Annotated in this window: 20 protein-coding genes; 7 read left to right on the forward strand and 13 right to left on the reverse strand. The window is 48.6% G+C overall.

The window, feature by feature from the left end:
* The first annotated feature begins 231 nt into the window (after positions 1–231).
* From JCM15548_RS14895 to JCM15548_RS14910, 4 genes are all read left to right on the forward strand, one after another.
* Entirely contained in the window at positions 232–606 is a 375-nt protein-coding gene (locus JCM15548_RS14895; RefSeq protein WP_157482803.1) for a hypothetical protein, read from the forward strand.
* Between the two features lie 93 nt (positions 607–699).
* The gene (locus JCM15548_RS14900; protein WP_062127067.1) at positions 700–1,179 is read left to right on the forward strand and encodes a hypothetical protein; all 480 of its coding nucleotides are present in this window, start codon (positions 700–702) and stop codon (positions 1,177–1,179) included.
* Positions 1,180–1,407: 228 nt separating this feature from the next.
* Positions 1,408–1,713 (forward strand): hypothetical protein, encoded by a 306-nt coding sequence (locus tag JCM15548_RS14905; RefSeq protein WP_062127069.1) that lies wholly within the window; start codon positions 1,408–1,410, stop codon positions 1,711–1,713.
* Positions 1,714–1,744: 31 nt separating this feature from the next.
* A complete protein-coding gene (locus tag JCM15548_RS14910; RefSeq protein WP_062127072.1) occupies positions 1,745–2,587 on the forward strand; it encodes an ATP-grasp domain-containing protein in 843 nt (280 codons plus the stop codon).
* Between the two features lies 1 nt (position 2,588).
* Here the strand turns inward: JCM15548_RS14910 and JCM15548_RS14915 are convergent, their stop codons facing one another.
* From JCM15548_RS14915 to JCM15548_RS22260, 10 genes are all read right to left on the reverse strand, one after another.
* Positions 2,589–3,419 carry a patatin-like phospholipase family protein gene (locus JCM15548_RS14915; RefSeq protein ID WP_062127075.1) on the reverse strand — a complete coding sequence of 277 codons (831 nt, stop codon included), beginning with the start codon at positions 3,417–3,419 and terminating at the stop codon, positions 2,589–2,591.
* A 100-nt stretch (positions 3,420–3,519) separates the two neighbouring features.
* Entirely contained in the window at positions 3,520–3,714 is a 195-nt protein-coding gene (locus JCM15548_RS14920; protein ID WP_062127078.1) for a hypothetical protein, read from the reverse strand.
* A 99-nt stretch (positions 3,715–3,813) separates the two neighbouring features.
* A complete protein-coding gene (locus JCM15548_RS14925) occupies positions 3,814–5,265 on the reverse strand; it encodes an aminoacyl-histidine dipeptidase (RefSeq protein ID WP_062127081.1) in 1,452 nt (483 codons plus the stop codon).
* 2 nt (positions 5,266–5,267) lie between these two features.
* Positions 5,268–6,491 carry a phosphoserine phosphatase SerB gene (serB, locus tag JCM15548_RS14930; protein ID WP_062127084.1) on the reverse strand — a complete coding sequence of 408 codons (1,224 nt, stop codon included), beginning with the start codon at positions 6,489–6,491 and terminating at the stop codon, positions 5,268–5,270.
* Between the two features lie 251 nt (positions 6,492–6,742).
* Entirely contained in the window at positions 6,743–7,096 is a 354-nt protein-coding gene (locus JCM15548_RS24360) for a hypothetical protein (protein ID WP_227625899.1), read from the reverse strand.
* Complete coding sequence (locus JCM15548_RS14935) at positions 7,093–7,980, reverse strand: MFS transporter (protein WP_227625900.1); 888 nt, start codon at positions 7,978–7,980, stop codon at positions 7,093–7,095. The genes JCM15548_RS24360 and JCM15548_RS14935 overlap by 4 nt, the downstream gene beginning before the upstream one ends.
* A 5-nt stretch (positions 7,981–7,985) precedes the next feature.
* Positions 7,986–9,320, reverse strand: a complete 1,335-nt coding sequence (locus JCM15548_RS14940; RefSeq protein ID WP_062127086.1) for a SpoIID/LytB domain-containing protein — start codon at positions 9,318–9,320, stop codon at positions 7,986–7,988.
* A gap of 9 nt (positions 9,321–9,329) precedes the next feature.
* Positions 9,330–10,259: a DUF4922 domain-containing protein gene (locus tag JCM15548_RS14945; RefSeq protein ID WP_439645454.1), complete on the reverse strand. Its 930-nt coding sequence runs from the start codon at positions 10,257–10,259 to the stop codon at positions 9,330–9,332.
* A gap of 8 nt (positions 10,260–10,267) precedes the next feature.
* A complete protein-coding gene (locus JCM15548_RS14950; protein ID WP_083985173.1) occupies positions 10,268–11,500 on the reverse strand; it encodes a glycosyltransferase family 2 protein in 1,233 nt (410 codons plus the stop codon).
* A gap of 124 nt (positions 11,501–11,624) precedes the next feature.
* Positions 11,625–11,798: a hypothetical protein gene (locus JCM15548_RS22260; protein ID WP_173427664.1), complete on the reverse strand. Its 174-nt coding sequence runs from the start codon at positions 11,796–11,798 to the stop codon at positions 11,625–11,627.
* A gap of 148 nt (positions 11,799–11,946) precedes the next feature.
* On the opposite strand from JCM15548_RS22260, the gene JCM15548_RS14955 reads away from it, so the two are divergent.
* Entirely contained in the window at positions 11,947–12,798 is an 852-nt protein-coding gene (locus JCM15548_RS14955; protein ID WP_062127141.1) for a hypothetical protein, read from the forward strand.
* A 52-nt stretch (positions 12,799–12,850) separates the two neighbouring features.
* On the opposite strand, the gene trxB is transcribed toward JCM15548_RS14955, so the two are convergent.
* Together trxB and JCM15548_RS14965 are read right to left on the reverse strand one after the other, a co-directional pair.
* A complete protein-coding gene (trxB, locus tag JCM15548_RS14960) occupies positions 12,851–13,858 on the reverse strand; it encodes a thioredoxin-disulfide reductase (RefSeq protein WP_083985170.1) in 1,008 nt (335 codons plus the stop codon).
* Positions 13,859–14,041: 183 nt separating this feature from the next.
* The gene (locus tag JCM15548_RS14965) at positions 14,042–14,968 is read right to left on the reverse strand and encodes a DUF4249 domain-containing protein (RefSeq protein WP_062127095.1); all 927 of its coding nucleotides are present in this window, start codon (positions 14,966–14,968) and stop codon (positions 14,042–14,044) included.
* Between the two features lie 197 nt (positions 14,969–15,165).
* On the opposite strand from JCM15548_RS14965, the gene JCM15548_RS14970 reads away from it, so the two are divergent.
* Both JCM15548_RS14970 and JCM15548_RS14975 read left to right on the forward strand, forming a co-directional pair.
* Complete coding sequence (locus tag JCM15548_RS14970) at positions 15,166–16,647, forward strand: glycoside 3-dehydrogenase (protein ID WP_062127098.1); 1,482 nt, start codon at positions 15,166–15,168, stop codon at positions 16,645–16,647.
* Between the two features lie 44 nt (positions 16,648–16,691).
* On the forward strand, positions 16,692–17,459 hold the full coding sequence (locus JCM15548_RS14975) for a 3-keto-disaccharide hydrolase (RefSeq protein WP_062127101.1): 768 nt from the start codon (positions 16,692–16,694) through the stop codon (positions 17,457–17,459).
* 63 nt (positions 17,460–17,522) lie between these two features.
* Here the strand turns inward: JCM15548_RS14975 and JCM15548_RS14980 are convergent, their stop codons facing one another.
* On the reverse strand, positions 17,523–18,176 hold the full coding sequence (locus tag JCM15548_RS14980) for a YiiX/YebB-like N1pC/P60 family cysteine hydrolase (RefSeq protein ID WP_062127106.1): 654 nt from the start codon (positions 18,174–18,176) through the stop codon (positions 17,523–17,525).
* Between the last annotated feature and the right edge of the window lie 57 nt (positions 18,177–18,233).

The following is an 18,233-nucleotide window of genomic DNA, read 5'->3' on the forward strand; positions in this document are numbered from 1 at the left end:
TTGAGAGGGTGAGTGGGGTAGGAAGGGTTGATGGGGGTTTAAGGTTATTAGGTCATTAGGTTGGGAGGCGAAGCGTAGCGTAGTCCCGCAAGGCGGGATCATTAGGTTGATAGGGTGAGGATGGGGACGGTTGAGAGGGGGGCTGGTTGGGTAAAAAGAAGCAGTTAGGGATGGTGAAAATTATTTGGGGTGGGGAGAACAGAGTGATTCTTTTATCTATAACTTTGTGGCATGCGTTTAATGGCAAAACATATGGGTTTTCAGTTGGCTGTGCTGTATCTCCTTTTGATGGGGATATACAGTCAGGGGGGCTTGCTGTCTGTAAATGGGAGCAGGCTTGCTGTGGATGCACAAATATCTACTGCCGCTTTTAAGGCTGCTTTTGATAACCCGTTTTATGGGCTTCAGCCGGAAGTGAACCTGACGGAGGTCACTGCTCCTTCACCTGCTTCGATTAAGCCGGTCCACAAGGATTGTTCTGTTCATTCATGGTGGGCCAATCACGCCGCTACAACGCAAATCACTGACTATATCCATCATTCTTCTACAATTGTGGTTCAGCCACAATTGTTTGACAGGTTGTTTCCCTTCCATTATTATTCCTGATACCAGACTTGTTGTTGTCGCGCTAAAGCCGCTCAAATGGTTGGTGCGATTAAATAATTGTTTGTTACAATAACCATTTATTACAATTGTATTATGGAATCTGGAATGCTTATAATGGGTGTGGTATTGACTGCACTGTTGATTACGCCTTTTGTCTTTTTTAGGGATGGTAGTAGAAAATCACGGACTAAAAATCTATTGAATAATCTGGTAGATATGGCCCGGACTGAGAATTGCGCTGTTACCAGATCGGAGGTCTGGAATGACGCAGCGATCGGTATTAACGATGAGACCCAAACCCTTTTTTATGTGCGGGGTCAGGAGCCGGCTGTTATTCGCACTTTGGTGCATCTGAAGGACATTAAGCAGAGCAGGGTTTCGGTGGTTTCACGTACAGTTGAGCGAAAGAGCGACAGTCAGAAAATCATTGAAAAAATAAGTCTTGTTTTGGAACACAAATCCAATGCCCGTCCCGATGTTATTCTCCCTTTTTATGATGCGGATTCGGATGGGTTGAGCTTGGCGGGTGAGTTGCAGCTGGCTGAAAAGTGGGTTAGGGCGATAGGTCGTTAGATCAATAGGCCATTAGGTCAATAGGCCGATGGGACATTAGGTTGAGAGGGGCAAGGGTTGAGAGGTTGAGTGGGGTTGATGGGGTATGATGGGTCGATAGGTCAATAGGCGGTTAGGTTATTAGGTTGAGAGGGTAAGTAGGGTAGGTAGGGAAGGCTGGGGGAAGATGGGTTTTAAGGGGGATGGCGGTGGATTATTTGTTACTTTTGTGCTAAAATGTAAGTTGTTATGGGGCCGAAGGTTTTTGTTTTTAATCCTACTTGTGAAATGGCTGTGGTCAACGGTCATGGTTCGTACCGGCCGCCTGCACGTCTCCGGCAATTTGAGAGGGAGCTGGCTGCCATTACTTTGTGGTTGGGCGGGGAGCGGGATTATGTGTGGATGGAGGAAGCTGTATCAGAAGAATTTGTGGCTCAGTTGAAGGATTGGGGTGTTTCGGCACCCCAATTCATTACTTCCCCTCAGGAAGCGGAAAGTGCCCTATCACCGGAGCTTCATCCTGGGGATGGAGTCCCGCTGTCCACCAGCAGTTAAAAGCTTTTGAACCGCCAAGTGGTACTCATCCATGTTGCTCTGGCAGGCTGATCACCGCAGACTGCTGAGTCGCTACACCGGTCTGGAACTGGCCAAATGGGTGGCTGAAGGACTGGGTAAGGACGATCAGGTGGTTATTCCGCAGCTGCCGCTTGAGTTGACCTCCCCGGAAGGCATCGCCCATTTGGAGGCTGAGATGGCATCCCCCATTCTGCTTAAAACGCCCTGGAGTGCTTCGGGCAGGGGTTTGTTCAAAATCAGAAGCCGCCAGGAGAAGGCGGCTGCCAATCCATGGGTCTTAGGGAAATTGAAGCAACAAGGTGCGCTGCTGGCCGAGCCCTGGCTGGACAAATTACAGGATCTCTCTTTCCACTTTTGGGTGGAGGAGGAGGGGATTCAATTTTTGGGGACTACTTATTTTAATACAGATAAGGACGGGCAGTTTTTGGGCTGTTACACCACGTCCCCAACTATTGATCTGGTAGGGTCTGAAGTCCGGAAGGAGATGGTCGACCACGCGATTCCTTTATTATGGAAAGGGCTCAAAGGAATGAATCTGAATCGGCGGTATCGTGGACCTGTGGGAATTGACGGCTTGTTTTTTAAAACGCCGGAAGACGGGGTGAAACTGCATCCCTGCATTGAGGTCAATTTGCGCTACACCATGGGCCTGGTCAATTTGTCCATGGCCAAATATTTGCACCCTGACAGTGTGGGCTATTGGAGCATACAGCGCATCCGCTCAGTAGAATGGCAGGCTATGCAGATGCAAAATCCAGCGCGACTGGTGGATGGAAAGTGGCGCCAAGGGGTGTTTATGTTGACGCCTCCTCCCAAAACAGAGGGGTTAATGGCTTTGCTTGTATTGCGATGAATTAATCAGCTAAAGGCGCTTGCCTGAGTGATTGGATGGGCAATTCACCGGATTCAATCAGCTGGATGGTGTAATCATAGCCGGTTTCGATAATCTCATCTGCTTTGTCAAAGTCCCATAAGGAGAATTGGGCCATTTTGGGCGGATCTATTAAATGGTCACAGAGTTTCATGGAGGGCTTGACATTTTCTTTGATGTTGAGACTAAAGCTGCGTTCGGCAATTTCGGTCATGCTGTTAAACGATTCCAGATAGCCGAGGTAATTCACATGCACACCGACCAAAGTCTGGCAATAGTCTCTGACAGCCGATGCGGGCAGGTTGTCATAGAGCCCGCCATCAATATAAGTGGTGTTGTTAATTATCTGGGGGGCAAATATGACGGGGACCGCACAGGAGGCTAGTACGTAATCGAACAAGGCTCCTTCCCGAATGACCTCTTTTTCGCCTTTGTTGATGTTGGAAACCACCAGACAAAAGGGCTTTTTCAAGACGGAGAAATCATCTTTCTCAATGTGTTTTTCCAATATTTTTCGCAGTTCGGTGACTTTGAAGAGGCCCATTTTGCCCCAGGCCGGACGAACCATTTTTATGATGGGTTCTTTGTTGACAATTTCTTTGATCTCATCGGCCTTTAATCCCGCTGCATATAACACGCCCACCAGGGCCCCCATACTGGTACCCGCGATAATTTCGGGTTCGATTCCATGTTCTTCAAATGCCTTGAGCACGCCAATATGGGCAAAGCCACGGGCGCTCCCGCCACTTAAGGCAATTCCCAGGCCCTTTTGGGGGGCTTCATCCGCTTTGTTGAACCAATCAAAAATACCCATATCATTCGTCTTTCTACAAAGATAAAAAAAGACCGGCCAAATAAATAGCCGGTCCCTTTCCAATTGTTCACTAAATAATCAATCGTTCACTAAAAAAACATTAAGACGCTTTATAAATCAATAACGCTGAATAATTGTTAATGCCTCCACTTGAATGGGCCGCATATTCAACATTGATAATTTGTTCGGGGCTGATCCCCTTTTCCAAAAGGAATGCATTCATCTGTTCATCCAACGACATGTCGTAGTCATCCAATCCTGTGTATTGGAAATGCCTGGTCAGTACTTTCTCCATTATGAATCCTTTTATGTATGAAACTAAATTGCTAATACCTTTCTATACGCATTAATTGTTGAATGGGTTCAAAAATTGTCTCTTTTTACCTAAAAAAAATCAGGCGTTTTGTTCCAAAATGTCCAGCAGATGGTCCCAGAATTTCGTAACTGTTGGTATGTGAAGCCGTTCATCGGGTGAGTGGGCCCCTTTGATGGTTGGACCAATGGAAATCATATCCAGACCGGGATATTTCTTTAGAAACAGACCACATTCCAGTCCGGCATGAATGGCCTTGACCTGGGGTTCTGTCTTGAAAAGCTTTTGGTAGGAGTCCACGCTCTGTTTCAGAATGGCTGACCGGGTGTCAGGGGCCCATCCGGGATAGCCATCGGAGTGTTTGACGGAGGCGCCGCCCAGAGTAAAGGCCGCTTCAACCATGGCGGCCACCTGGTTGCGGATGCTCTCTATAGAGCTGCGTTGACTGGTGGAGACCACCATGTGGTCGCCTGCTGTCTTGACCGATGCCAGATTGGTGGAGGTCTCCACCAAACCTTCAATTTCGCGACTCATTCCCATCACTCCATGGGGAAGGGTGTACAGGGTGGCGACAAAGGCGGTATGAAAATCTTTGGTAAAAACCTGTTCAGGTAGCTCCGTCGATTCGAGGTGGAGTTTTAGTCGGGGCTCTACATCTTTGAATTCTTCCTCTAAATCGGCGATGAAGCAGTTGAGCAAAACGCGCACTTCTTCTTTGTATCTGGAGGGAACAACACCTGTTGCGGAGGCTTCCCGTGCTATGGCATTGCGCAGATTACCCCCTTGAAAAGATGCCAGTCTGAATTCCAACTCTTGGGTGGCGTCCCACACATAGCGGGTCAATATTTTGATGGCATTGCCCAGTCCCTTATGTATGTCGTCGCCCGAATGGCCGCCTGTCAGACCGCTCACTTCTACCTTAAAAGCAAAACTACCTTTGGACGGGGCTTCGTATTGGGGCGTGAATTGTCCTACGGTATCAATGCCTCCGGCACAGCCAATGAATATTTCCCCTTCATCCTCTGAGTCGAGGTTAATTAAGGTAGAGCCGCTTATGAAGTTGGGCTCGAGTCCGAAAGCCCCCGTCAGCCCGGTCTCTTCATCCACGGTGAACAGGCACTCTAAGGGACCGTGAGGGATGTTGTCGGCAGCCATTAGGGCCAGCTGGGCGGCCATACCAATGCCGTCATCGGCACCCAATGTGGTCCCTTTGGCCTTGACCCACTCGCCTTCAATGACCGGTTGAATGGGATCCTTCAAAAAATCGTGCTTCGTATCACTGTTCTTCTCACACACCATATCGATGTGGGACTGAAGCACGATGGTTGACCGGTTTTCGAAGCCGGCAGAGGCCTTTTTCTTGATCAGCACATTGCCGGTGCGGTCCTGAGCCACTTCCAGGTGGTGCTTCTGCGCAAAATCCTGCAGGTAAGCAATGATTTTTCCCTCTTTTTTGGAGGGGCGAGGCACCTGGCATATTTCATAGAAATAGTGCCATATCGCTTCCGGTTGTAGGTCCTGAAATGGGTACATAATTACAAGTTTATTTCGCGGTCTCTAAAACCTAAAAGGTACAGAATCGCATCCAGCCCGATCGTTGAAATGGCATGCTTGGCAGAGGCCCTTACCTTGGGTTTGGCATGAAAGGCAATGCCCAGGCCTGCCAGGCGAAGCATGGGCAGGTCGTTGGAGCCATCGCCTACGGCAATGACTTGTTCCAGATGGATGTCTTCTTTAAAGGCGATCAGTTTAAGCAGTTCGGCCTTTTTTTCACCATTAATGATCTCACCGACGTGTCTTCCGGTCAATTGTCCGTTTTGTACTTCCAATTCGTTGGCAAACACATAGTCGATGTTTAGCTTGGCTTTCAGATAATTGCCAAAATAGGTGAAACCACCTGAAAGGATGGCTGTGCGGTAGCCGTATTTTTTGAGGGTATGAAACAACCGTTCGGCCCCTTCAGTCAAGGGTAAATTGTCGGCCACCTCTTTCATCACCGATTCATCCAGTCCTTTGAGCAAGGCGATGCGCTTTTTAAAACTGTCGTTGAAATCAATTTCTCCACGCATGGCTGCTTCTGTAATGGCGCTGACTTCCTTATAAACCCCGGCCTTTCGGGCCAGTTCGTCAATGACTTCGGCCTGAATAAGGGTGGAGTCCATATCGAAACAGACCAATCGGCGGTTTCTGCGAAAGATATTGTCCTCCTGAAAGGCGATGTCTACACCGGTCTCTCCGGAAATGTCGATGAAGGCGGTCTTCATTTTTTCGAGGTCACGGGGGGTTCCCCGTACCGAGAATTCGGCCACACTTTTGGGGTGTCCTTTGCCGTTGTTGAGGGGGATACGACCGCTTAAGCGGCTGATGACATCAATGTTGAGTCCCTGGTCGGTTATTAAACGGGTGACTTTCGATAGTTGCTCGGCTGTCAGCTTGCGGGAGAGCAGCGTGATGATGAAGCGCTCCTTGCCCTGGTGCTCCACCCACTCGTTGTATTTGTTTTCGGCAATGGGGGTGAACTTGATGTTGAGGCCCATTTCATAGGCCTTAAAAAGCAGGTCTTTAAGTATGGGGGAAGACTCCGACTTTTCGGGTACCTCCATCAAAATGCCCAGGCCCAGATCTTCGTGAATAACGGCTTGACCGATGTCCAGAATGTTGACCTTATGTTGTGCCAATATCTCGGTCAGCGTGGCCGTAACCCCGGGTTTATCTTCACCGGATATGTTGAGGAGAATGATTTCTTTTTGTTTAGTCATGGTGTTCGACTATTCGTCAGGTTCAATATTAACTATTAATTGGCTGCAAAGATAACAGAACTGCTTTGAACTCCCCGTTAAAAAACATAAAACGATCTGCAGAAAAATTCCTGATCAAATCCCCATCCACCCTTCTCTCCCCATCTACCCCATCTACCCTTCTTCCCCCATCAACCCCACTCACCCTACCTACCCATCAACCCTTTTCCCCCTTCTCACCCATCCCCTTCTTTTTCACCCCAAAAGCCCTGTCAATTTTCAAATGCCTTATAATAAAAAAGCCCGGTATCGTACAAAGCACCACCCAAATAAAGAAGTTGCCATAACCGGTCATTTCCTGAATCCACCCTGAAATCATGCCCGGTAGCATCATCCCCATGGCCATGAAGCCCGTAGAAATGGCGTAATGGGCGGTCTTGTTTTTCCCTTCCGAAAAGTAAATCATAAACATGACGTAGCGGTAAAGCCAAAACCGTAGCCCAATTGCTCCACGCAACGGCCGAGGAGATCAACCAAATACTTTCAGGCAGGGCATGGGCCAGATACACATAAACAAGATTGGGCAAATTCATAGCGATGGCCATGGGCAGCAGCCAGTATTTCAAGCCGCGCCGGGCAATGACAATACCCCCCAAAATACCTCCGATGGTGAGGGCAACAATGCCAACGGTGCCATAAATGATGCCGACCGTGCCAGTTTCCAATGCCAGTCCACCCACTTCGGTTTTGTCCAGCAAAAAAGGAGAGGCCAACTTGACCAGCTGGCTTCGCCCAGTCGGTAAAGCAGCAGAAAGGCCAGTGCTGTGCCAATTCCCGGCTTGTCAAAATACGAAAGAACGGTCTGCCACGAGTCCCTGATTAAATCGCGGGAGCTGTTGTGGCCGACCGGCAGGTCAGTAGCCGGACGGGGCAATAGGAAGAGATGATAGAGATGGAAAAGGACAAAGGTCAGGGCCAGAATGCCAAAGGTGATGCTCCAGGCCGTTTGGATGTTTGTGGTATTCTCAAAGTAGCCGGCGACAACCACCAACAGACCTTGTCCCGCAATCATGGCCACCCGGTAAAAGGTGCTGCGGATACCTACGAAAACGGACTGCTCATGCTCTTCCAGTGCCAGCATGTAAAATCCGTCGGCCGCAATGTCGTGCGTGGCCGAACTAAAGGCCAGCAACCAGAAAAAAGCCAGCGTATATTGAAAGAAGGGTTCTGTGGGAATGGTCAAGGCCACACCGGCCAATCCGGCGCCTACCATAAGTTGCATGACGATGATCCACCAACGCTTGGTTTTGAGCAGATCCACAAAGGGGCTCCAAAGGGGCTTGATGACCCAGGGCAAATACAGCCAGCTCGTGTAAAGGGCGATATCGGTATTGGACACCTCCAGTCGCTTGTACATAATCACCGAAACGGTCATGACCATTACATAGGGCAGACCTTGTGCAAAATAGAGCGAGGGCACCCAGGACCATGGTGTGGTGTTTGATTTCATAGTGGCTAATATAGTTGAATCAATTGAGCATCTCTGAAATAGTGGGTCAGAATTTCAGCATGCGTATGTCCTTTAGCGCCCATAACAGCTGCCCCAATTTGACAGAGCCCCACTCCGTGGCCCCAGCCGGCACCGTTGAGGATGAAATTTTGAGGTAAACCATTTTCAAGGCCCTCCTTTTCAACCACAAAGGCGGAGCTGTAAAGGTGGGAGGGTGACAAGGCCTTGCGGATTTCCAATTCTTTACCGATGATCTTGGTGGCTTGGGTACCGATGATTTTGAGGCGGATGATGCGTCCGGAGCTGCCTCGCTCAAGTGGAATCATTTCTGATATGGCCCCCAAATCGAGGTCGATTTTGGATTTAAGCAATGCTTGTAACTCTGACTGGGGCAGGGTGACTTTCCAGCGAAAGAAATCCTGGGTTTCCATGTCATAATCGTTCAGAACCTGAGACAGAACCGACTGGTCATTGGTGTTGCAGAAGGTTTCCGGGCGATCCATGATCCATTGAGCGGCTGCCCGGTGATCGGTCAGGTTGGGCGCTGTTTCATTTTCATCGGTCGTTTTATCTACAAAAGCTTTTAAGTAGGGATGGATGACGGGCTCCCACACGTTTTCAAAGCGCTCTGTTACCCCTCCGCAGCATTTGGAAAAGCGCGCATCACAAATTTGTTGGTCGTACATCAAAACCCGGCCCGCTGTGGCCCGAACGGCCTTTTCAACCTTTGGTCCGGTGGCCCGGGTAATGCCCTGGTAGCGCTGGCAGTGGTCGTCGGCACACACGTCGAAGTGTTGGTGGTCTTCCCGGTCGTACCACCGGATGTGGGTGTCGCTGGTCTTCGTAAAGGAGGGATAGGGTGTGACTGTTTCTTTCAGGACGCCCGCTTTTTGTATTTGCGCCAGTAACCAGCTGCGGGACATGACCGCGTGTGCTTTTAAAAATTCTTCGGAGGCGGTGGCTTTCATCTCTGAGGAAATCACGCTCACCAGGTAATCTTCCAGTTTTAGCAGGTTGATGGCCGTCAGGTGTTGCTCTTCCTGCAGGATGCGCAGGCTGCCCTTGAAGCGCTGGTTTTCCTGTCGTTCCCAATGAAAATGAATGCCAATGGTCACGTTGTGCAACTCAAAGGAACACGCCTCATAATTTTCAGGCACCAAATCCAATGGCAAGGCCATAGATATTTTATTATCAGTGCTTTCCAGCTCTACGCCCGGACCCGTTTGACGGATGGTCAGTGGTCCGGTAAACGCTTGCTGATTGAACAGGTACGTGCCGCTTAATGTCAACTGAATTTCAGGGGCAAAGAGCACACCTACTTTGATAATCGGTTCTTCCATGGATCGTTTTTATTTTTGCAAGTCCTTTAATAGTTGCTGCCAGCTGGTGTCGGACAAGCTTACCTGTTTAAAAATGTCCCGAATGGTGTCTGTATCTAGTTTGTCAAAATCTTCTTCACGGGGCGTGATGAGCAGGCCGCCAAAATCGACGGAGGCCGGACTCAGCAGCAATTGACCTGCTCCACTGGAAAAGAACTGGCGGGGCCGGTGGGCCCCGCGGGGAAAGAGGTAAATTCGCCAAAGGCCAGCCTCATAGCCCGCCAACAGGTTCAGTAGGGGCTCCTCTTTTTCCTCGTGGTTGGCAGGCAGGCAGCCAATGATTTTTTCCATCCAATGCACCATGCTTTCCGGGTGTTGGCCTTCGACGACCAGGCATTTTCTGGAATAATGGACGGCGGCTTCCACCAGCACTTCCGTATCGTTAAAAATAAGCTGCTTTTCCAGGTGGGACCATTCCTCTTCGATGGGCATGAGACCTTTTTGGCCGGCCTGAAAATGAAAATGATCGGGCGCCGATGCGCCACATTTGGGACCATTGTAAAAGACGATGAAATCGCTCAATTCCCTGGCCAGTTCCAGCATGTCGGTCATTCGACCATGGATGCGCTGTGGCAGGTGTTGCTGTTCCACGATGGTCAGATGTCTCGGAAAAATGGGGAAGGGATTTACCAATATTTCGTAAGCCGCTTTAAAAGGCAGGCCTGGCTGTTCCGCAGGCCGGTTTTTGGCGCAGAGAAAGCAGGGACGTTGGCCAATGCTTTGGCTGTCGGTTTTGGCCGTTGATGAGGTGATGCGCCCCGGATTATACTGGATGGTAAAAGTTTCCCCGGGTGAAAGGACAAGGGTGCGCGTTTGGACCTGGTCCAATGCAGCCAAGTTTTTGGCTGCCAATGGCCATTGCGTGATTTGTTGTTGAATCAAGGAATCAATGTCGTTCAAACCCATATTTATTTTTGTTGGCCCATTCTGGCATATAGCTCCATGGTACGCAGCCGGTCCTTGTACAGATTATGTGTGTTGGTTTTTTCAATGCTCAGAGCGGCGTCGGTGTTCTCTTCCCACCTGCGGCACAGATAGAGGGCTTCATAAAGGCGACCTATTTTGTAGTGTCGACTGATGGTTAATCCGACCGCATAATCTTCGCCGTAACTCACATTCGGAAATCTGATCGCTCGTATCACCGGCGTGAAAAAGGCCCGTGGAGCACCCAGTCCGTTAATGCGCAAGGCATTGTTGGGGCCGTTGTGGGGGGTCCACTCCTTGTGGTCGATCAATCCGGGCGGGATGGGCGCCAGGTTAAAATTAACCATTTCATAGCTGCCGATGAGCATGGCACAGCGCTCCTGATAAAAAGTCTGAACAATGGTCTGAATCACTTCGTTGTTGATGTACAGGTCGTCGCTGTCGAGCTGAATGGCGAATTGGCCACACTGCTCGTGAAAAATTGCCTCATTCCAACAACCGCCAATGCCCAGATCTGTGCGTTGGGGAAGGTGATGAATCAGTCGGGGGTCGCTTTTGGCCATTTCTTTGAGGACTTCAGTGGTGCCATCTGTCGAGTGGTTATCCACCACTATCAGGTTGAAGCTATGCTCTGTTTTTTGGGAAAGCACCGACAACACGGCCTCTTCAATGGTTTTGACGCGGTTGCGGACCGGAATCACTACCGTGGCTTCTGTTTCAAAAGGGATGGTGTTGAAGTCAATTTCTTTGAATGGTGGCTCAAGCAAAGCGTTCAAACGTTTTAAGTGCAGGGTGCAAGCCGCTTCCATTTCTATTTGAACTTCCCGGTTGCGTGGATCCACATAGTCGAACTGTTTTTCTCCCGACGTCCGTCCATCTGTTTCTTTGGCGGTGTAAAGATATTCCGGTAATCGAAGGAGTGGGCCCTTTTCCGACAGGCGTAAGCGCAGGTCGTACCACCCGGCATACTTAAAATCGGAAGGCATGTCAGCCACGGCTGCTTTAAGTGCCTCGACAGAGATGAGCACGAGGGGGCCAAAATCAAAGTCGTCGCGCAGGCTCCCCGTCTGGTAATCGATAAGCGGCCATGGCAGGGTTTGGCCATCCTTTTCGCGGTAATGGTCGGCATACACCATAACAGCACCGCTCGTCCGGGCCGCCTGTACCATTCGTTTTGTGGCCCATTGGCCCAATTGAATGTCCTTTGAATGGTCCATAAGCAGGAGATAAGGCTGGCGCATTGCCGAGCCATATCTCTTAATGAGGCGGTTGAACGCAAGGCAAACGCCTCAGCCGTTTCGACCGGGGCGTCCTGCCAGGGCATGTCTGTTGTTTGATTCATTAAGCACCAACGTATTTGAGTAGTTCGTAAACCATGAAAGCCGGCCATACCAGAGCTTTCAAAAATCCTACGATGCCCATCCAAAAACTGGTGGCACCTGAAATAAAATAGATGGCTGCACCAATGAGTCCCAGTCCATAAATGGCGCTTGAGGTTCCGCTGTCTTTGCTCATAATTTTAGAATTTGGTTAAAAGATTTCTTGTTTGACCTGTGTACTGTCACAAATTTGCACAGAAATTATCATAAAACTAAGTAATTTGCCAAAGAAACTGTTTTTTGTCAAAAAATGCTTATTTAGCAGCGTAATTGATTCAATTGATATGGCGCATACGTATACTTTGATGGCCGACAGTGGTTCGACAAAAACCAACTGGGTCCTTTTTTCCGGAGATCAGCGGCCTGTGGAACGGTTGTCTACTTCCGGTATCAATCCGTTTTATCAGAACCAGGAAGCCATCGTTTCTATTCTTGAAGGGCTGGACCTTCAAGGGAAAGTGCCCCGGGAGGTCTTTTTTTATGGGGCCGGCTGTGTGGGAGAAGCACAGTTGAAGTCGGTCGAAGGCGCCCTTGGCCACTTTTTCCCGGCGGCTAAAATTGAAGTGGCCTCGGATTTGTTGGCGGCAGCCCGTTCGTTGTGTGGTCACCAAAGTGGCATTGCGGCCATTCTGGGTACGGGGTCTAATTCCTGTTACTATAACGGACAGGTTATTGTGGAAAATGTATCTCCTCTGGGCTTTATTTTGGGTGATGAGGGAAGTGGGGCTGTTTTGGGCCGTAAATTGGTGGGCGATGTACTTAAAAAGCAGTTGCCTGAGGCCGTTTGCATGGCTTTTTATGAGCAATATCAGATGGATGGACTGGCCATTATTGAAAATGTTTACCGTCAGCCCTTTCCCAATCGCTTTTTGGCGCAGTTTACCCCGTTTTTGTTGAAACATATCGAAGAACCGTCGGTGAGGCAATTGGTTAAAAGGAGTTTCGTTGCGTTTTATGAGCGCAACATCCGTCACTACCCAAAGGCCCTTCAGTTACCCATTCACTTCACCGGCAGTGTGGCCTGGCATTTCAGGTCCGTTTTGGCCTTAGCGGCTGAGGAAACAGGTTTTCAGATGGGAAAGGTGGTGCCGGATCCAATGGATGGTCTGATGCGCTATCACAGCGATCAGCACTAACAAAAAAAGACTGCCCGCAGGCAGTCTTTTACTTATGTCAATCGATACTTCATTACAAAGGATTCTCTGCCAACCAGCGTTCCGCATCAATGGCGGCCATACATCCGGTTCCTGCAGCAGTGACGGCCTGACGATAAACGTGGTCCTGAACGTCGCCACAGGCAAATACACCCGGCACATTGGTTTTGGTGGTTCCGGGTGTGGTTTTGATGTAACCCACTTCGTTGGTTTCGAGGTAATCTTTGAAAATGTCTGAGTTGGGTTTGTGACCAATGGCCAGAAAGAAACCATCAATTTTGATTTTTACTTCTTCTTCTTCAGGGGTGCCTTTTTTCTTAACCAGTACAGCGCCTTCAACCACACCATCCCCAAACAATCCTTTGGTTTGGTGTTCCCACAATATGGTAATATTTGGTGTCTTGAACACGCGCTCCTGCATCACTTTAGAGGCACGGAGTTCGTCGCGGCGTACAATCAAATAGACTTTGTTGACCAGGCCTGCGAGGTACATGGCTTCTTCAGCGGCTGTGTCGCCACCACCAACGACCGCTACATCCTTACCACGGTAGAAAAATCCGTCACAGGTGGCACACGCTGAAACGCCGCCGCCCGCATATTTTGTTTCGTCTTCCAGCCCCAGGTACTTGGCGGTGGCTCCGGTGGCAATGATGAGGGCTTCGGCTTCAACTATTTTTTTGTCATCGATGGTTACTTTAAAGGGACGTTTCGATAAGTCTGCTTTGGTGGCCATGCCCCAAAGAACAGAGGTGCCAAAGCGTTCTGCTTGCTTTTTGAGGTCTTCCATCATTTCAGGACCGGTGACACCCATCGGGTAGCCGGGGAAGTTTTCAACCTCGGTGGTGGTGGTCAACTGTCCACCCGGCTGCATGCCTTCATACATGACGGGGGAGAGATTGGCACGGGCAGCATATATTGCAGCGGTATATCCGGCTGGTCCTGAACCAACAATCAGTACCTTCACTTTTTCCACATCGGTAATCTCTTTTTCTTCTTTTTGAGAACTGTTATCCAGATTCTCTATTTTTCCAAATAGTGCCATATTATATAAATATTTAGATGTTTAAATTTATTGCGCAAAATTGCCATTTTTTTTTCAATTTTCAAAACAGATTTATGTCTGGTCTCCATTGAAAACCTTTATCGAATGGCTGGCCGACAAAGGTACTTAATTTAAACCCCCATAGCTTGATAGGCGGGCATTTAGTTGTATAAACTAAATTGATTATTCATAGCTGTTGCCAATAATAACGATGGAATCAGAAGCGATAGAAATTCCGCCAACCAGTCCCAGTCCATGGTCTATATTGGAATGTATTTTAATGGGATCAACCACCGGCAAATCATAGTTGTATTCAGCAACGACCCGACTTCTCAGGTAATTGAAGTAGTCCTCCGACAGGCTCATCAGGTGAAAGCGAAGGATGCGTTTTTCATTGTCACCCGATGGATCCAAATAAGTTTTAGGTATGCCGATGCGCAGCCGGTGCGTTTTGCCTTGAATCAGATAATCCGAGAATGAGCCCAGAAAGTTGATGCCGCCTAAAAGACTGCCTTCCTGATCGCGTATGTAAAACACTTCATCGTCTTTGGAGTAATTAACTGGTTGGAAATCAATGACTTTTTGAAGCGAGTCCCTCGTTTCGTCCGTCACTATCAGTTGGTAAAAATTATCGATCCCCGGGGGGTCTTTAAACAGAACATCGTACAGAAAATTTCCATTGTTGCCAACGACCGATGTGCTTACATTGTTGATGGCTTCTATAAAGACCGCTTCCGGAATGGCCGTTTTACCTGTCACCCGCAATCCCTCTGAGTCACCTCCTACCACCTGGATCAGGTCGCCTTCCTTTAGGGCCATGCCGGGACGTTGCTCCCAGGTTTTGTTAAAAGGCCAGGCGAAGGAATCAATGCGGGCACCGTTTTTATAAATCGCTACATAGCCATTGTAAATACGTTCAAAATCATCCACGGATGAGTGACTGACACTCTTGCTCAAATGCACCGACAGGGTTGAGTCGGCCGTGGGAAAGGCAAACAAAACCATTTGTCCCCCACCTTCCTGCAACTTGAGCGGCAAATCCGTTTCGCAGCTTTCTAAAAGCACGCCTAGAAATGGTAGGATAATAAAAAACTTAAGTCGTTTGATCATTGATTGATGGCCCATTTTTTTCTGAAAACTTAAAAATAGGGAAAATTGCGTTTATACGGACCTGTTTGCTGGTTAATTTTTACATAGGGGGTGGCCAGAAGCACACAGGTGAGAAAAGGCGTCTTTATTTGTCAAAAAAGTAAAAAAAATAGCTTAATTTAGAAGGAACATTTATTTTACACAACAAACTATATTTTATGGACTCAAAAATTGGACGAAGGGGTTTCCTTCAAAAAACCGGTGTTGCCGCGGTTGGTTTAAGTGTTTTACCCGGTACCGCCTTTGCCAGTCAACCTGCACAGTCGGCTCCCAGGGCTCCTGGCGACAAGCTGCGGATTGTCGGTGTTGGTGTTGGCGGTCGGGGATTTGCCGTATTAAAAGCCCTGGAAAGCGAAGAAATTGTAGCGCTTTGCGATGTGGATTTTCGCTATGCCAAAAACTGCTTTGATTACTTTCCTAAAGCGAAGAAGTATTGGGACTGGCGAAAAATGTTCGATGAAATGGGGGATCAGTTTGATGCTGTAATGGTAGCTACCGCTGACCATACGCATGCCATTATAGCTGCCACGGCCATCACCATGGGAAAACATGTTTATGTTGAAAAACCACTGACCCATACGGTGTATGAATCGCGTTTGCTGACCAAACTGGCCGAAAAACACCAGGTAGCTACTCAGATGGGTAACCAGGGCGCCTCTGAAGAGGGGGTTTCTTTGGTCAAGGAGTGGATACAAAATGGTGAAATCGGGGAAGTAACCCGGGTAGAGGCCTTTACCGACCGGCCCATCTGGCCGCAAGGGCTTAATACGCCTAAGCAGGGACAATGGGTGCCGGATTATTTGAACTGGGATTTGTTTGTGGGGCCTGCCAAAATGCGTCCTTTCAATGAAATATATACCCCCTGGAATTTCCGGGGCTGGTGGGATTATGGCACCGGGGCTTTAGGTGATATGGCTTGTCATATTTTACATCCTGTGTTTAAGGGACTTAACCTGGGGTATCCGACCAAGGTGCAGGGAAGCTCTACGCTCTTGCTCACAGAGAGTGCACCGGTGGCCCAAAAGGTAAAAATGACTTTCCCCAAGCGGCCTAAGGCTGGAAAAGTGGATATGCCCGAAGTGGATGTGCATTGGTACGATGGCGGTTTGCAGCCTCTGAAACCAGAAAACTGGCCGGCAGGTAAAGACATGAATGTGCAGGGTGGCGGTGTCCTTTTTTATGGCACCAAAGATATTTTACATGTCGGATGTTACGGAAGAGAGCCCTGGTTGTTGTCGGGACGAAAACCGAATGCACCCAAAACTGAGCGAAGAATCAGTCTGAGTCATGAAATGGACTGGGTGCGTGCCTGCAAAGAAATGCCGGCTAATCGTGTGAAGCCTGCTTCTGATTTTTATGAAGCCGGACCATTTAATGAAATGGTGGTGATGGGGGTATTGGCGGTGCGACTGCAAAGTCTCAACAAAGAACTCCACTGGGATGGTGAAAACATGCGTTTCACCAACATCAATGACGATGAAACCATTCGGACGGTCATCGAGGATGGCTTTGAAATAAAGGATGGCCATCCCACTTTTGATAAAACCTGGACGGAACCTGTGAAGGCCCAAGACTTTGCTGCCGAGCTGATTAAGCATAAGTATCGAAATGGCTGGAACTTACCTGAAATGCCTCAATAGCCTTCTTCAATTTAATATTTAATCCCCAAATAAAACTATTTACTATGAAGATTAAAAAAGTATGGTTATTACTGCCCGTTATAGGGGCAGCGTTGCTGGTGGCTTGTGGACCGGCAAAACCAAAGGAAGCACCTGTCAATACCTTATCCGCCTTAGAGGAAGAAGAAGGCTGGATGTTGCTTTTTGATGGCGAAACTTTTAACGGATGGCGAGGGTATACCCGCGATGACATCCCTTCGGCCTGGAGCATCGACAGTGCTGCCATAAAAATCAACGGGTCAGGTGCCGGGGAAGCAGGTGCCGAGGATGGCGGTGACATTATTTTCGATCAGAAATTTAAAAATTTTGAGTTGAAATTCGAATGGAAAGTCTCCAAGGGTGGCAACAGCGGGGTCTTTTATCTGGCTCAGGAGTTGGATTCATTCCCCATTTGGCGCTCATCGCCCGAATACCAGATTCTGGATAATGAAAACCATTTGGATGCCCGTCTTGGGGTAGATGGTAACCGAAAGTCGGCTTCGTTGTACGATTTGATACCGGCCAAGCCTCAAAATTCAAAACCTTTTGGTGAATGGAATACCGGTAGCATTGTTGTGTATAAAGGCACTGTTCTTCATTATCAGAATGATGAATTGGTACTCGAATATCATTTGTGGACGCCCGAGTGGGAACAGATGATTGCGGACAGTAAATTCGCCGGTTGGGAGGAGTTTCTCAATGCCGGCGGTGCCGAACGCAGTGGCTTTATTGGTCTGCAGGATCATGGCGACGATGTCTGGTTCCGCAATATCAAACTGAAGGAAATGGAATAGATCGCTTTTTTTTTATTGATTTGTAAAAAAGTCCCGAATGGCTCAGCCATTCGGGATTGTTTTTTAGTAGCTGATCTGTCCCATCCATTGCAAATGCTCAGATGCCGCCAGTCCATTCGGATTACAACCGGGCAACCCTTCGGGGATTTCCAGGTCCAAAGCCTCATAATGTTTGACCCAACCTGGGTGAAATTCACCTGTGGCCGGGTTTTTAAAGGTCATGGGCTCCAGCTCAAAAACCTGATGCGCCTCGTAAAGGGTGTATAGTAAACCGGAACAATAATGCGCCTTTCCACCCATGATGTAGGTAGAGTCATAAGGCAGTCCCAATAGTTGATGGGCATTTTCCAAAGCCTCTGGAATATAGCCTTGATGGGCCTCATTCAAGCGGTAAACGTCGGCCACTTTTCGGCTCTCTAAAAACTGGTTCAGCGGCTCACGACAAACCCCTTTTTCAGGTGCTGCATGAATGACCCAAATTTGCTGGCCTTCCTTTTCCACCATCCCCATATGCGTGTAATTGGTCGCCAAATCGGTTTGCGTTACCTCGTCAATGGCCTTGGATAAGTTACCTTCGGCGGTCATGGTGGGACCAGTAAAGAGCATATCACCGTCTTGCAGGTCTGACCGACTAAATGCTGAATCACATGAAAGCAGCCTTAATGTGCCAACCATTGCTGTAATGAAGAATGCCTGTTTAAATATGAAAGGAATCATCTGATACCCGTTAATAATTTAAAAAATTGGAGCCCTGTTTTCCGCCTTCAGAAATAC

This window comes from Geofilum rubicundum JCM 15548, assembly GCF_000974365.1.
Classification (GTDB): domain Bacteria; phylum Bacteroidota; class Bacteroidia; order Bacteroidales; family Marinilabiliaceae; genus Geofilum; species Geofilum rubicundum.

Coding starts and splice junctions, on each gene's coding strand:
- JCM15548_RS14920 (WP_062127078.1), bottom strand. CDS start 3,714: ATGGAGAAAGTACTGACCAGGCATTTCCAATACACAGGATTGGATGAC.
- JCM15548_RS14950 (WP_083985173.1), bottom strand. CDS start 11,500: ATGGACCATTCAAAGGACATTCAATTGGGCCAATGGGCCACAAAACGA.
- serB (WP_062127084.1), bottom strand. CDS start 6,491: ATGACTAAACAAAAAGAAATCATTCTCCTCAACATATCCGGTGAAGAT.
- JCM15548_RS22260 (WP_173427664.1), bottom strand. CDS start 11,798: ATGAGCAAAGACAGCGGAACCTCAAGCGCCATTTATGGACTGGGACTC.
- JCM15548_RS14910 (WP_062127072.1), top strand. CDS start 1,745: ATGTTGCTCTGGCAGGCTGATCACCGCAGACTGCTGAGTCGCTACACC.
- trxB (WP_083985170.1), bottom strand. CDS start 13,858: ATGGCACTATTTGGAAAAATAGAGAATCTGGATAACAGTTCTCAAAAA.
- JCM15548_RS14955 (WP_062127141.1), top strand. CDS start 11,947: ATGGCGCATACGTATACTTTGATGGCCGACAGTGGTTCGACAAAAACC.
- JCM15548_RS14915 (WP_062127075.1), bottom strand. CDS start 3,419: ATGGGTATTTTTGATTGGTTCAACAAAGCGGATGAAGCCCCCCAAAAG.
- JCM15548_RS14935 (WP_227625900.1), bottom strand. CDS start 7,980: ATGAAATCAAACACCACACCATGGTCCTGGGTGCCCTCGCTCTATTTT.
- JCM15548_RS14965 (WP_062127095.1), bottom strand. CDS start 14,968: ATGATCAAACGACTTAAGTTTTTTATTATCCTACCATTTCTAGGCGTG.
- JCM15548_RS14905 (WP_062127069.1), top strand. CDS start 1,408: ATGGGGCCGAAGGTTTTTGTTTTTAATCCTACTTGTGAAATGGCTGTG.
- JCM15548_RS14940 (WP_062127086.1), bottom strand. CDS start 9,320: ATGGAAGAACCGATTATCAAAGTAGGTGTGCTCTTTGCCCCTGAAATT.
- JCM15548_RS14925 (WP_062127081.1), bottom strand. CDS start 5,265: ATGTACCCATTTCAGGACCTACAACCGGAAGCGATATGGCACTATTTC.
- JCM15548_RS14970 (WP_062127098.1), top strand. CDS start 15,166: ATGGACTCAAAAATTGGACGAAGGGGTTTCCTTCAAAAAACCGGTGTT.
- JCM15548_RS14895 (WP_157482803.1), top strand. CDS start 232: ATGCGTTTAATGGCAAAACATATGGGTTTTCAGTTGGCTGTGCTGTAT.
- JCM15548_RS14900 (WP_062127067.1), top strand. CDS start 700: ATGGAATCTGGAATGCTTATAATGGGTGTGGTATTGACTGCACTGTTG.
- JCM15548_RS14975 (WP_062127101.1), top strand. CDS start 16,692: ATGAAGATTAAAAAAGTATGGTTATTACTGCCCGTTATAGGGGCAGCG.
- JCM15548_RS14980 (WP_062127106.1), bottom strand. CDS start 18,176: ATGATTCCTTTCATATTTAAACAGGCATTCTTCATTACAGCAATGGTT.